The sequence below is a fragment of the Vallitalea sediminicola genome, assembly GCF_054408565.1.
Genome location: NZ_BTPT01000038.1, coordinates 1 through 12,968, shown reverse-complemented (window position 1 = coordinate 12,968; position 12,968 = coordinate 1). Strand labels below are relative to the sequence as shown.

Genomic DNA, 12,968 nt, shown 5'->3' with positions numbered 1-12,968 from the left:
ACAATGAACTATACTACACAAATGGATGCTGCAAAAAAAGGTATTATTACAAAAGAAATGGAAATAGTTGCAAAAAAAGAGAATATGGATGTTAATGATCTAGCTAGTAAAATAGCAGTAGGTACAGTTGTAATTCCAGCTAACAAAAACCATAAGAACATTGACCCAGAAGGTGTGGGAGAAGGATTAAGAACTAAGATCAATGTTAACTTAGGTATATCAAAAGACAGTTATGATATAGATAGAGAACTAGAAAAAGTAAGAGTAGCTATTGATATGAAAGCAGAATCAATCATGGACCTTAGTAATTATGGTAAAACTGAGGAATTCAGAAAAAAACTTATTGATATGTCATCTGCTATGATAGGGACAGTACCTGTATATGATGCTTTAGGTTTCTATGATAAAGAATTAAAAGATATTACAGAAAAAGAATTTTTGGATGTTGTTGAGAAACATGGTAAAGACGGTGTTGACTTTGTAACTATTCATGCTGGTATTAATAGAGAAACAGCTAATACATTCAGAAGAAACCCAAGACTTATGAACTTAGTTTCAAGAGGTGGTTCTCTTATGTTCGCTTGGATGCAGTTAAATAAAAAGGATAACCCATTCTATGAACATTACGATGAATTACTTGATATATGTGCAAAATATGATATTACAGTGAGTCTTGGTGATGCATGTAGACCAGGAGCAATCGCTGATTCAACAGATGCAAGTCAAATTAAGGAATTAATAGTACTTGGGGAATTAACAAAAAGAGCTTGGGCAAAAAATGTTCAAGTAATAATTGAAGGACCAGGACATATGGCAATAAATGAAATAGAAGCTAATATGTTACTTGAGAAAAAACTTTGTCATGGTGCACCTTTTTATGTATTAGGTCCTTTAGTAACTGATATTGCACCAGGATATGACCATATTACTGGAGCTATTGGTGGAGCGGTAGCAGCTGCCAGTGGAGCTGATTTCTTATGTTACGTAACTCCTGCAGAGCATCTAAGATTACCTAGTATCGATGATATGAAAGAAGGAATTATTGCTACTAGAATTGCAGCTCATGCTGGCGATATCGGTAAAAAATTACCTGATTCAAGAACATGGGATAATAATATGAGTTATGCTAGACAACAGCTTGATTGGAATAAAATGTTTGATTTAGCCATAGATCCTGTAAAAGCTAAGAAATATCGTGAAAGTTCTAAGCCAGAAGATGAGAATTCATGTTCAATGTGTGGTAAAATGTGTGCAGTACGTAACCTTAACAAAGTATTAAAAGGTGAAGATATAAATATACTAAGAGATTAAAAACACTTTACATTTATATATTATATATGTATAATGATTAACGTATATTTTATACAAATAATTTAAATGAGGGTGAATTGAATGAAAAAGTATTTTTTAGTAACAGTAGTGGTATTATCTATGCTTATGTTTCAAGGATGTGGTAATTCTTCGTCGAAAGACAACGAAGCTACAAAAGTAGTTTCAGCTTTTATGGATAATTTGATTGAAGGAAACTTCGAAAAAGCTTATGATAACCTTGAAACTAAAGTTGAAGACGTATCTTTTGACGAAATGAAAAATAATCCAATGAATGATTTATTATTTGGTCAATTAGAATATAAGGTTGTTGACTCAGAAATAACTGATGATACTGCAACTGTCAAGATTAAGGTTACACATCCAAAACTTGAGGATATTGTTGCATCACTTGTGTCTTCAGTAGACATTAATCTTGGTGATCAAGCTGGTGACAGTATTGAGAAAGGTCAAGATATGATAAAGAATGCTCTTGACGAAGTAACAAAAGATAAAGAAATTGCTACGGAAGAAACTGAGACTGTAATTGAATTAAAACTTGTAGATGACAAATGGATTATTAGTGAAGATTCTGACTTAACTGGTATCTTAGGCATTCAATAAGTTTTAAGTAATCATAAGTAAAAGATTCTGTGAGATATCTCATGGAATCTTTTTTAATATGAAATTTTTATGAAATAGTTTCATTAAAAAGCGTATAATAATACAAAGGAATAAATGCTATGCATTATAAGAAAGGATTGAAAACTTTATATGTTTGAATATAAAGTTAATGATGATATATATCTTAGGTTATCCAACGTACAGGATTCGGAGGAAGTATATAAAGTTATAGATTCTTCCAGAAATCATCTGAAAAAATGGCTTACTTGGGTGGATTTGGTGAAAAGTCCTAAAGATTGCAGATATACTGCGTACAAAGCTATGCATCAATATGCAAGTAACAATGGATTTCAATGTAATGTAATATATAGAGGCAAGATAGTTGGTAAATTAGGAACACATAGCATTGATTGGTCTGAAAAATCTACTTCTTTAGGTTATTGGCTTGCAGAAAAATATCAAGGGCGAGGTATAATAACTACTTGTTGTAAAAGTTTTCTTGCTATTATATTTAATGAATTGAAATTAAATATAGTTTATGTTTATGTAGCTGAAGAAAACAAAAAAAGTAGAGCTATACCAGAAAGACTACATTTTGAACAAAAAGGAATCAATAAGAATGCCCAGATGTTAAGCGGTATGAGTATTGATTATGTACGTTACGTTATGACAAGAGAAAGATATTTTCAATATAACTAATTTGTGGTATAATCTACAAGACAAATGTTTATATGAAAGGAAATTAACATGAGACAACCAAAGGGAGAATATGGATACATTCGTTCACAAAAAAGAAGTTATTTATTATTAATGATTGTAGGATTTATTATAATATTGGCATTATATATTATAGATAGGTTTGTATTTACTAGTGGTAATGTATTGTTATTAATTACTGTATTACTTGCTTTGCCAGAAGCTCAATTTTTTGTGAAATATATTTTATATAGGCAATATAAAGAAGGTAAAGAGGATATTTATCGTAAGTTCGAAAAAATAAGCGATAGATTAGTTTATTTATCAAGCCTAGTTGTTGTAAGAGGTAAAAAAACATTATTCTATCAAGTAGCAGTTGTTAGTGATAAAGAAGTCATATTATTGATTGATGAAAAAAAGACCAGAAAACAAGTAATGGAGTACAAAGAACTGATTGAAAAATTAATAAACCCTAAAGGTTATACAGCTACAGTTAAAGTATATAATGATGAACAAGCTATGTATTCATATGTTATAACACAATTATCAACACTATTAAATAATGTGGATACAAAAAGTCAAGTAGCTTTAGCAAATGTACTATTAGATAATTCAATATAAATTGGAGACATATATGAAAGAAATAATCGTATCAAAAGATGAAAGCAATCAAAGAGCTGATAAATATTTATTGAAATATTTTAATGAAGCTTCCAAAAGTTTTATATATAAATTGTTAAGAAAAAAGAGAATAAAACTTAATAAAAAAAGAATTATAGGAAATGAAATCATAAATGAAAATGACGTGTTTCAGATATATTTATCAACTGAAACCATCAAGAAATTTAGTAATCATAACATTGACAAAAAGGTATCAATAACTCATAAAGTAATATATGAGGATGATAATATATTAATATGCAATAAGCCTATTGGTTTATTATCGCAACCTAATGATAGCGATAGTATATCTTTGGTTGATGAAATAATAAGTTATCTGATTGATAAAGGTGAATATGATCCAGAAGTAACTAGAGGTTTCCGTCCAGGAATATGCAATAGATTGGATAGAAATACTAGTGGTATAGTTATAGCAGGGAAAAATATAAAAACGTTACAAGAATTGAATAAGCTCATATCTAATAATGAATTGGATAAGCACTATATGTGTATTGTAAAAGGTATAATATCTGCAACTAATACAATTGAAGGGTATCTTACAAAAGATACCATTAATAATAAGGTATCCATTTCAAACAATAAAGAGATGGGTAGTTATATTAAGACCATATATAAACCAATTAAAATTGGAAAAGAATATACGTTACTTGATGTTAGGATAGTTACAGGTAAATCCCATCAAATAAGAGCTCACTTATCTAGTATAGGACATCCTCTTGTTGGCGACTATAAGTATGGTAATAAGAAGATAAATGATTACTTTAAAGATAGATATGGATTGAAACATCAGTTGCTTCATGCATATAAGATTAAATTCAGCATTGAAGATGGACATCTTTTATATTTAGATAATAAAGAATTAATTACAGATATAAATGGTAGATTCAAAAAAATAGCTGATACACTTTTTAGCCATTGAAGGTGATTTTATGGATATAAAGAATAATTTAATAAAATACAGTAAGAAAATTGATGTTGATGAAATTGGGTTTTGCTTAGCAAAACCTTTTTATGAACTTGAAGATATTTTATATAATCGTGATACCAGTAAATATATGTGTGATTTGGAATCAAAAGATTATAATAAAAAAGTATATCCCGATTTAACTTTAGAAAATGCTAAGTCTTTTATTGTTATTCTAGAAGCATATAATAATAATCCCATAAAACAGAATGATAATACTCTTAGAGGTAATATCAGTATGGCAGCTGTATCAAAAGATTATCACAAGATTGTTACTGCCAAGTTAAAATTAATGGAAGAGCATCTTCAGGGTATTGTAAGATGCAATACTAAGATATTTGTTGATATAAGTCCGTTTTCAGATAGAGCTGTTGCAAGACGAGCGGGTCTTGGTTTTATTGGAAAGAATTCTATGTTAATAAATGAAAAATATGGTTCCAGAGTATTCATAGGGTATATACTAACAGATTTTTATATTGAGCCAGATGAAAATGAAATTTCTATTAGCTGTGGAAGTTGCAATAACTGTGTTAAATCATGTCCAAGTGGAGCTATAATAGGAAATAATGAAATAGATTGTAATCTATGTGTTTCCTATCTGACCCAGCAAAAGGGACAGATAAATAATGAGCTTAAGGAAAAAATGGGTCAACAAGTATATGGGTGTGATGTTTGCCAAAAGGTATGTCCATATAATAAAGTTGATAATAAAGATTTACCTAATGTTATTGAGCCTTATCCGCAATATGATTCGCTGCTTAATATGAGCAACAAAGAATTTAAAAAAACTTATGGAATATCTTCTTCAGGATGGAGAGGAAAAAAGTTATTACAAAGAAACGCAATAATTGCTTTAGGAAATTCAAAAAGTAAAAAAGCACTAACTATATTAAATAATTATTTAGATGATATTAGAATAGATATAAGAAAAGAAATAATTGATTCCATAGTGAGACTTTCATTCAAAGAAGGCTTAGATTCATTAGAGAAAATGAAAGCTAAAGAAAATGATAGTGATATACTTATGTTAATAGAAAAGGGAATAGATAAGTTGAAATAAATATAGATTAAGTTAGAATTAGAAAGTGGGGGTATTATGGCATATTGGAATTCAAGAGGATTAAGAGGAAGTACCCTTGAGGAACTTATTAATCATACCAATAAAAAATACAGAGAAAATGGATTAGCGTTAATTCAGAAGATTCCCACTCCGATTAAACCTATAAAAATTGATCAAAAGACTAGGCAAATCTCATTAGCATACTTTGAACAAAAAAGTACAGTGGATTATATTGGAGTTGTACAAGGAATTGCAGTATGTTTTGATGCAAAAGAAACTACGAAAGAAATACTTCCTTTACAGAATATACATGAACATCAAATGGTTTTTATGGAGGATTATGAAAAACAAGGAGGCATAGCCTTCTTTTTGGTCTATTTTTCTAAATATAACGAGTATTTTTATTTACCTTACCAAAACATTAAAAGTTATTGGGAAAAAGCTAAAATAGGTGGTAGAAAATCTATACCGTATAAAGAAATGGATAAGTCTTACATTATATCTAATAAAAATGGAATTTATCTGCATTATCTAGAGCAAATCAAAAATTATATTGATAAAAACTAATTCAGGTTAAATATTTGAGAATGTTTTTTGTTATTTGATGTTGACATTTATAGTAAATTAACATATAATATTACAATAATTAGATGATTTAATGAATTAGCACTTTAATGCGCGAAAGCATAACGACATTTATTATTAAGGATAATTAGAATAATTTATATTAATATACTTAAAAATATTTTCAGGAAGGACGTAATTAGTATGATAGATTGTTTATTACATACGCCAGAAGGCGTTAGGGACTTTAATATTAAAGAAACATCTAAAAAAATTGAATTGCAAAATAGGATAGGGTCTGTATTCCATAGATATGGTTTTAGGGATATCCAGACTCCTACTTTTGAATACTATGATGTATTTAATCATGAGCGTGGAACTGTGGATATAAGAGAAATGTATAAATTTTTTGATAGAGATGGAAATATTTTAGCTCTTCGACCAGATATAACACCTTCTATTGCTAGATATGTTTCTACATATTATAAGAATGAAAAAAATCCTGTACGTGTTTGTTATGTTGGTAACACTTTCAGAAATGGCAAGAGTTATCAAGGAAAGTTAAGGGAATTCACACAGGCAGGAGTAGAATTGATAGGTATCAATAGTGAGGATGCAGATGCTGAAATAATTGCTTTGATTATTAATAGCCTGAGTATGGCTGGTCTTGAAAAATTTCAAATAGATCTAGGACAGGCAGGATTTTTTAAAGGGCTTGCTGAAGAAGCTGGACTTGATGCTAATGAAGAGGAAGAACTTAGGAATTTTGTAGATGAAAAAAACTTCATTGCTGTTGAAGAATTACTTACTAGATGTAATATGTCAAAGGAGCTGAAACAAGTCTTTTTAGATCTACCAAAATTATTTGGTTCTGTAGAAGTTATTGAAAAAGCTAGGAAGTTAACAAATAACGAAAAGGCGATTAAATCACTAGATAGATTGGAAAAGGTTTATGAAATACTTTGTGATTATGGTGTTGAAGGTTATGTTTCTTTTGATCTTGGACTAGTGAACTGTCTTAATTACTATACTGGTATTATATTTAGAGGTTACACATACGGTACTGGGGTTTCAATAGTTGATGGAGGTCGTTACGATACACTTTTAAAGCAATTTGGTAAAGATGTACCGGCTATAGGTTTTGCTATTGTTATTGACGAATTAATGCTAGCTATTGAAAGACAGCAGATTTCTCTACCGGAATTTAATATAGATACATTGATAGTTTATAACCAGCAAACTAGAAAGCAAGCTATAATGATATCTGAAGAGTTTAGGTCAAAGGGAATGAACGTACAAATTGGATTATTAAACAAATCAATTGAAGATAATATTGAATATGGTAAAAAACATGGTATTGGTGGCATTATGAGTTTTAACAATAATGAAGAAGTTGTAATGGTTAACTTACAAACTATGGATAAAACAGTTGTAGCAATTAATGAACTAATAGATAGAGGTGAAAAAGCATGAGATATCTTACAATTGCATTAGCTAAAGGAAGACTAGCTAAAGTGACCGTTAAATTATTTGAAAAAATAGGAATCAACTGTGATGAAATGAAAAGTGATACAAGAAAACTTATATTCACTAATGAAGAGCTAAAATTAAGATTTTTTCTAGCTAAAGCTAGTGATGTGCCTACATATGTGGAATATGGAGCTGCGGATATAGGTGTTGTAGGAAAAGACACTATACTTGAAGAAAAGAAAAATTTATATGAGGTTTTGGATTTAGGTTTTGGTAAATGTAAGATGATTGTTGCTGGACCTAGTGAAATGAAAGAAGTAATGGATAAAGGAAGCTTTATAAGGGTGGCTACTAAATATCCTCATATAGCAAAAGATTATTTTTATAATAAAAAAAATCAAACCGTAGAAATTATAAAACTGAATGGATCAATAGAACTTGCCCCTTTAGTTGGTTTATCAGAGGTTATTGTTGATATAGTAGAAACAGGAACTACATTAAAAGATAATGGATTAGTTGTTTTAGAGGAAATATGTCCATTATCTGCTAGAATGGTTGTTAATAGAGTGAGTATGAAGATGGAGAATGAGAGGATATCTAAGATAATTAAAGGATTGAGAAGTTTAGATTAAGGAGTGATAATTATATGAGATACATTAATTATAGTGATTGTTCAATTAATGAACTGCATAAGATGTTATTTGATAGAACCCCTGATAATTATGGGAAGTATGAGCAGATAGTGGCTAGTATAGTTAATAATGTGAAGAATAATGGAGACAAAGCCATTTTTGAATATGGAGAGAAGTTTGATAGTGTCAAGCTTGATAAGAAATCATTGAAGGTAACGAAAGAAGAAATTGAAGAAGCTTATAAGCTAGTCGATGATGATTTAATTAGAATTATAAAAAAATCCAAGAAAAGAATTAAACAATATCATGAAAAACAAAAGCAAGTGAGTTGGTTTGATAGTTGTGACACTGGTAGTATTATGGGGCAGAAGGTTACAGCAATAGAGAAGGTCGGAGTATATGTTCCAGGAGGGAAAGCGGTCTATCCATCATCTGTTATAATGAATGTTATGCCTGCAAAAGTGGCAGAGGTAGAGCGAATAGTAATGGTGACACCACCTGATAAAGAGGGAAAAGTGAATCCTGTTACTTTAGTTGCGGCTAATGAATGTGGTGTTGATGAAATATACAAAGTAGGTGGGGCGCAGGCAGTGGCTGCATTAGCATTCGGAACAGAGACTATTCCTAAGGTTTATAAGATTGTTGGACCAGGGAATATATTTGTAGCTCTAGCCAAGAAGGCTGTGTATGGACATGTAAGTATAGATTCCATAGCTGGTCCTAGTGAAGTGTTAGTTATAGCAGATGAAAGTGCTAATCCAAAATATGTAGCAGCTGATTTATTATCCCAGGCTGAACATGATGAATTGGCATCAGCTATTTTAGTTACTAACAGTGATGATTTAGGGAAAAAAGTAGAAAAAGAATTAATTAGGCAAACATCGTATTTAAGTAGAAAAGATATTTTACAAAAATCACTTAATGACTTTGGAGCAATAGTAGTTGTTAAATCAATAGATGAAGCTGTTAATTTAAGTAATATGGTAGCACCAGAGCATTTGGAAATATGTACGAAAGAGCCTTTTACGGTTCTACCTAAGATTAAAAATGCAGGTGCAATTTTCTTAGGAAATTATAGTCCAGAACCTTTGGGTGATTATATGGCTGGACCTAATCATGTTTTACCTACTAATGGGACAGCTAAGTTTTTTTCACCATTAAGTGTAGATGATTTCATTAAGAAATCAAGTATTATTTCTTTTGACAGAGAAGCTCTAGAAGAATTACAAGAAGATATAATAAAATTTGCAAATGCAGAGCAATTGACTGCACACGCAAATTCAATAAAGGTGAGATTTGAAAATGATTAAAGATTATATAAGAAAAGATTTAAAAGACTTTGAACCATACCATGCTCCTTTAAAAGAATGCGATATCAAACTAGATGCTAATGAAAATCCGTATCTTCATGAAGAAAAGATTCTTGATAAAGTAAAGGAATGGATTAATGATTGTAATAATATAAGAAGATATCCAGATACTGATTGTAATGAATTAAGGGATGCTTTAGCTAAGTTTTGGCAAGTAGAAAAGGATAATGTAGTCTGCTCTGTTGGTTCTGATCAACTAATTGATTGTATATTAAAGGTTTTTTTAGAACCGGGAGATAAGGTATTAATGCCAACACCTTCTTTTAGTATGTATAAACTTGCAACTAAATTAAATAGAGGTGTTCCGGTAGATTTTAAATTAAATGATGACTTTTCTTATGATGTAAATAAAATATTAGATTTATATAATGAGATTAAGCCTAAATGTGTTTTTATATGTACACCTAACAACCCGACAGGTAACATTATATCTACTAAAGACATTGAAAGACTTTTACAAACGATTAAATGTCCACTTATAATTGATGAAGCTTATAGTGAATATATAGATGACACAATGATTGGGAAGTTCAGAAAATATGATAACCTTATAGTGTTAAAGACTTTTTCAAAAGCTTATGGTTTAGCAGGTCTTAGAGTTGGATATGGAATTGCTTCCAAGAGTATGATAGATGCGATAAATGTTGTTATACCACCTTATCATCTTAATTCATTATCTCAATTTTTAGCTAAAATCGTTATAGAAAATAGTCAACAATATGATATAAGGGTTAAAGAAATAATTCATAATAGGAAATGGCTAAATGATAATTTAGAAGAAATATATTATGTAGATAAGGTATATCCTTCACATGCTAATTATTTATTAATAAAAGTGTCAGATGCTAAAATTGCTGAAAAACTAGAAAAAGACAAGATTCTTGTTAGAGGTTATGGAGAGCAAGGGGAATTGGCTAATTGTATTCGTATTACAGTAGGTACTAAGGAAGAAAATGAACAATTAATCAACGTTATGAAAAAATATGAGATTAACTTAAAATAAAGGAGTTAATAGAATGGATAGAATCAGTGAAATCAATAGGAAGACTAATGAAACTGATATTAGTCTAAAATTAAATATAGATGGAATTGGAGATTATGAAATAGATACAGGTGTTGGATTTTTTGATCATATGATGACACATATCTCTAAACATGGTTTGTTTGATCTTAATGTCAAATGTAAAGGCGACCTACAAATTGATTGCCACCATACTATTGAGGATATCGGTATTGTATTTGGTAAATGCTTAAAAGAAGCTGTAGGGGATAAAACAGGTATCAAAAGATACGGTTCTGCAGTTATTCCAATGGATGAAACGCTAATATTGTGTGCTCTAGATTTATCCGGAAGATCATATTTGAATTATGATGTTGAATTATCAACTGATAGGATTGGTACTATGGATACAGAAATGGTAGAGGAGTTTTTTAGAGCTGTAGCTATGAATGCTGAAATGAATCTTCATATCAAGTTATTAGATGGTAAAAACAATCACCATATTGTAGAAGGTATATTTAAAGCATTTGGAAATGCTCTTGATCAAGCTACGATTATAGATTCTAGAATAAAGGGTGCTCTTACTACTAAAGGGGTTCTTTAAACTATAATATATATTGAACTTATATAGAATCATTTGGAAAAGTACTTATATTAAGATTAATCTTTTTTAATTTTGAAGATTTATCATATTAAGAAAGGGTGGATGTGATGAAGATTGGTATTATTGATTATGGAATGGGTAATCTAGGAAGTATATCAAATGCACTTTCGTATATTGGTGTAGACTATATAATATCTTCTGATGTTAGGGAATTGGAAAAAACAGATAAACTTATATTGCCTGGTGTAGGTGCTTTTAAAGATGCTATAAATCTTATTAAGGAAAAAAAGATCGATTTATTCATACATGATAGTGTTAATAAAGGCAAACCGCTTCTCGGGATATGCCTTGGAATGCAACTATTATTTGATTCATCAAGTGAATATGGATCACATGAAGGTTTAGGACTACTACATGGAGATATCGTTAAATTTGATACTGATCTAAAAGTACCACATATGGGATGGAATAAATTAAATATTATTAAAGAAGACCCTTTGTTTAAAGGATTACCAAAAAATATACATGTTTATTTTGTACATTCATATCATTTGGAAACATCAGAAAATATTGTTAGTGCAAAAACTAATTATGGCAAAGAGATCCAGATAGCAGCTCAAGAAGGGAATATATTTGCCTTACAATTTCATCCTGAGAAAAGTGGAGTCATAGGACTTTCAATACTGAGGAATTTTGTTTCTTTATAATAGATATTTTGTAATTATGGATGGAGGAAAGTTATGAGATTATATCCAGCAATAGATATTAAAAATGGTAAATGTGTTAGGTTAAAACAAGGAAAATTCAATGAACAGACAATTTACTCTAATGATCCCTATGTTATAGCAAAAAAGTGGGTTGATAATGGAGCTTCATATATCCATGTAGTTGATTTGGACGGTGCATTAGATGGTAATTGGACTAATAAAGATGCTATTAAAAAAATAGTTGATTCTGTAAATATACCTGTACAAACAGGCGGTGGAATAAGATCTATAAGAGATATTGAAGACAGATTAAGTGTTGGAATAACTCGTGTTATAATAGGTACATTGGCAGTAAAAAATCCTAGCTTTGTAAAAGATGCTGTTAAGAAATTTGGTAGCGATAGAATTGTTGTCGGGATAGATGCGAAAGATGGCATGGTTGCTATTAATGGATGGGAAGAACTGAGTGTCGTATCTGCGTTAGATTTATGTAAACAGATGAGAGGATACGGTGTCAAAACCATTGTTTATACAGATATTTCAAAAGATGGAATGCTTATTGGTCCTAATATAGATTATACAAAATATTTAATAGATGAAACGGGTTTAGATATTATTGCTTCTGGAGGTGTATCTTCTATAAAAGACCTTAAGGATGTGGAAATAATTAATGCTGAGGGAGCTATAATTGGAAAAGCACTATATACCAATACAATTGACTTAAAAGAAGCCATTTCATTGTTTGAGGACTAACTAGACCACTTTTTGTGAATTATTCATATTAAACTAAAAAAGAGTTCTTTATATGTAAGAAAGGGTGTTTATATGTTATCAAAAAGGATCATCCCTTGTTTAGATGTTGATAGGGGGAGAGTTGTAAAAGGAATCAATTTTGTTAATTTAATAGATGCAGGTGATCCTGTTGAAGTAGCTAAAATATATAATAAGAGTTTAGCAGATGAAATCGTATTTCTAGATATTACCGCTACCCATGAAGGAAGAGACACCATAGTGGACGTGGTGAAAAAAACTGCTGAACAAATTTTTATACCATTGACTGTAGGGGGCGGTATTAAGACCCTCGATGATTTTAAAACAATACTTAGAGCTGGAGCTGATAAAGTTGCTGTAAATTCTGGGGCAATAAGAAGACCTGAACTTATCAATGAAGCCGCAAGTAAGTTTGGCAATCAATGTGTTGTTGTTGCGATTGATGCAAAGCGAAACGAAGAACATAACAGCTGGGATGTCTATATCAATGGTGGACGCATCAATACGGGTATTGATG

At 30.3% G+C, this 12,968-nt stretch carries 15 protein-coding genes; all 15 read left to right on the top strand.

Annotated elements, in window-relative coordinates; all coding sequences use genetic code 11:
* Positions 1 to 3: 3 nt before the first annotated feature.
* A complete protein-coding gene (gene thiC, locus ACX6CF_RS16650) occupies positions 4 to 1,311 on the top strand; it encodes a phosphomethylpyrimidine synthase ThiC (RefSeq protein ID WP_458786509.1) in 1,308 nt (435 codons plus the stop codon).
* A gap of 81 nt (positions 1,312 to 1,392) precedes the next feature.
* On the top strand, positions 1,393 to 1,932 hold the full coding sequence (locus tag ACX6CF_RS16645; protein WP_458786482.1) for a hypothetical protein: 540 nt from the start codon (positions 1,393 to 1,395) through the stop codon (positions 1,930 to 1,932).
* Between the two features lie 150 nt (positions 1,933 to 2,082).
* Entirely contained in the window at positions 2,083 to 2,631 is a 549-nt protein-coding gene (locus ACX6CF_RS16640) for a GNAT family N-acetyltransferase (protein WP_458786481.1), read from the top strand.
* A gap of 48 nt (positions 2,632 to 2,679) precedes the next feature.
* Positions 2,680 to 3,249, top strand: a complete 570-nt coding sequence (locus ACX6CF_RS16635; RefSeq protein ID WP_458786480.1) for a hypothetical protein — start codon at positions 2,680 to 2,682, stop codon at positions 3,247 to 3,249.
* Positions 3,250 to 3,262: 13 nt separating this feature from the next.
* The gene (locus ACX6CF_RS16630; protein ID WP_458786479.1) at positions 3,263 to 4,228 is read left to right on the top strand and encodes an RluA family pseudouridine synthase; all 966 of its coding nucleotides are present in this window, start codon (positions 3,263 to 3,265) and stop codon (positions 4,226 to 4,228) included.
* 10 nt (positions 4,229 to 4,238) lie between these two features.
* A complete protein-coding gene (gene queG, locus ACX6CF_RS16625) occupies positions 4,239 to 5,333 on the top strand; it encodes a tRNA epoxyqueuosine(34) reductase QueG (RefSeq protein WP_458786478.1) in 1,095 nt (364 codons plus the stop codon).
* 36 nt (positions 5,334 to 5,369) lie between these two features.
* Complete coding sequence (recU, locus tag ACX6CF_RS16620; RefSeq protein WP_458786477.1) at positions 5,370 to 5,900, top strand: Holliday junction resolvase RecU; 531 nt, start codon at positions 5,370 to 5,372, stop codon at positions 5,898 to 5,900.
* Between the two features lie 201 nt (positions 5,901 to 6,101).
* Positions 6,102 to 7,370 carry an ATP phosphoribosyltransferase regulatory subunit gene (hisZ, locus tag ACX6CF_RS16615; protein ID WP_458786476.1) on the top strand — a complete coding sequence of 423 codons (1,269 nt, stop codon included), beginning with the start codon at positions 6,102 to 6,104 and terminating at the stop codon, positions 7,368 to 7,370.
* Positions 7,367 to 7,999: an ATP phosphoribosyltransferase gene (gene hisG / locus ACX6CF_RS16610; RefSeq protein WP_458786475.1), complete on the top strand. Its 633-nt coding sequence runs from the start codon at positions 7,367 to 7,369 to the stop codon at positions 7,997 to 7,999. The genes hisZ and hisG overlap by 4 nt, the downstream gene beginning before the upstream one ends.
* 14 nt (positions 8,000 to 8,013) lie before the next feature.
* On the top strand, positions 8,014 to 9,309 hold the full coding sequence (gene hisD / locus ACX6CF_RS16605) for a histidinol dehydrogenase (RefSeq protein WP_458786474.1): 1,296 nt from the start codon (positions 8,014 to 8,016) through the stop codon (positions 9,307 to 9,309).
* Positions 9,302 to 10,372: a histidinol-phosphate transaminase gene (hisC, locus tag ACX6CF_RS16600; RefSeq protein WP_458786473.1), complete on the top strand. Its 1,071-nt coding sequence runs from the start codon at positions 9,302 to 9,304 to the stop codon at positions 10,370 to 10,372. The genes hisD and hisC overlap by 8 nt, the downstream gene beginning before the upstream one ends.
* A 13-nt stretch (positions 10,373 to 10,385) precedes the next feature.
* Positions 10,386 to 10,973 carry an imidazoleglycerol-phosphate dehydratase HisB gene (hisB, locus tag ACX6CF_RS16595; RefSeq protein ID WP_458786472.1) on the top strand — a complete coding sequence of 196 codons (588 nt, stop codon included), beginning with the start codon at positions 10,386 to 10,388 and terminating at the stop codon, positions 10,971 to 10,973.
* 107 nt (positions 10,974 to 11,080) lie between these two features.
* Entirely contained in the window at positions 11,081 to 11,680 is a 600-nt protein-coding gene (hisH, locus tag ACX6CF_RS16590; RefSeq protein WP_458786471.1) for an imidazole glycerol phosphate synthase subunit HisH, read from the top strand.
* Between the two features lie 33 nt (positions 11,681 to 11,713).
* On the top strand, positions 11,714 to 12,433 hold the full coding sequence (gene hisA / locus ACX6CF_RS16585) for a 1-(5-phosphoribosyl)-5-[(5-phosphoribosylamino)methylideneamino]imidazole-4-carboxamide isomerase (protein WP_458786470.1): 720 nt from the start codon (positions 11,714 to 11,716) through the stop codon (positions 12,431 to 12,433).
* A 72-nt stretch (positions 12,434 to 12,505) separates the two neighbouring features.
* The coding region (gene hisF, locus ACX6CF_RS16580; RefSeq protein ID WP_458786469.1) for an imidazole glycerol phosphate synthase subunit HisF at positions 12,506 to 12,968 on the top strand (463 nt) is incomplete at its 3' end.

What these genes read in the sequence shown, in the direction of transcription:
- thiC (WP_458786509.1), top strand. Translation starts at nt 4, where the DNA reads ATGAACTATACTACACAAATGGATGCTGCAAAAAAAGGTATTATTACA.
- hisG (WP_458786475.1), top strand. Translation starts at nt 7,367, where the DNA reads ATGAGATATCTTACAATTGCATTAGCTAAAGGAAGACTAGCTAAAGTG.
- ACX6CF_RS16630 (WP_458786479.1), top strand. Translation starts at nt 3,263, where the DNA reads ATGAAAGAAATAATCGTATCAAAAGATGAAAGCAATCAAAGAGCTGAT.
- recU (WP_458786477.1), top strand. Translation starts at nt 5,370, where the DNA reads ATGGCATATTGGAATTCAAGAGGATTAAGAGGAAGTACCCTTGAGGAA.
- ACX6CF_RS16640 (WP_458786481.1), top strand. Translation starts at nt 2,083, where the DNA reads ATGTTTGAATATAAAGTTAATGATGATATATATCTTAGGTTATCCAAC.
- hisZ (WP_458786476.1), top strand. Translation starts at nt 6,102, where the DNA reads ATGATAGATTGTTTATTACATACGCCAGAAGGCGTTAGGGACTTTAAT.
- hisH (WP_458786471.1), top strand. Translation starts at nt 11,081, where the DNA reads ATGAAGATTGGTATTATTGATTATGGAATGGGTAATCTAGGAAGTATA.
- hisA (WP_458786470.1), top strand. Translation starts at nt 11,714, where the DNA reads ATGAGATTATATCCAGCAATAGATATTAAAAATGGTAAATGTGTTAGG.
- hisB (WP_458786472.1), top strand. Translation starts at nt 10,386, where the DNA reads ATGGATAGAATCAGTGAAATCAATAGGAAGACTAATGAAACTGATATT.
- hisC (WP_458786473.1), top strand. Translation starts at nt 9,302, where the DNA reads ATGATTAAAGATTATATAAGAAAAGATTTAAAAGACTTTGAACCATAC.
- ACX6CF_RS16645 (WP_458786482.1), top strand. Translation starts at nt 1,393, where the DNA reads ATGAAAAAGTATTTTTTAGTAACAGTAGTGGTATTATCTATGCTTATG.
- hisD (WP_458786474.1), top strand. Translation starts at nt 8,014, where the DNA reads ATGAGATACATTAATTATAGTGATTGTTCAATTAATGAACTGCATAAG.
- ACX6CF_RS16635 (WP_458786480.1), top strand. Translation starts at nt 2,680, where the DNA reads ATGAGACAACCAAAGGGAGAATATGGATACATTCGTTCACAAAAAAGA.
- queG (WP_458786478.1), top strand. Translation starts at nt 4,239, where the DNA reads ATGGATATAAAGAATAATTTAATAAAATACAGTAAGAAAATTGATGTT.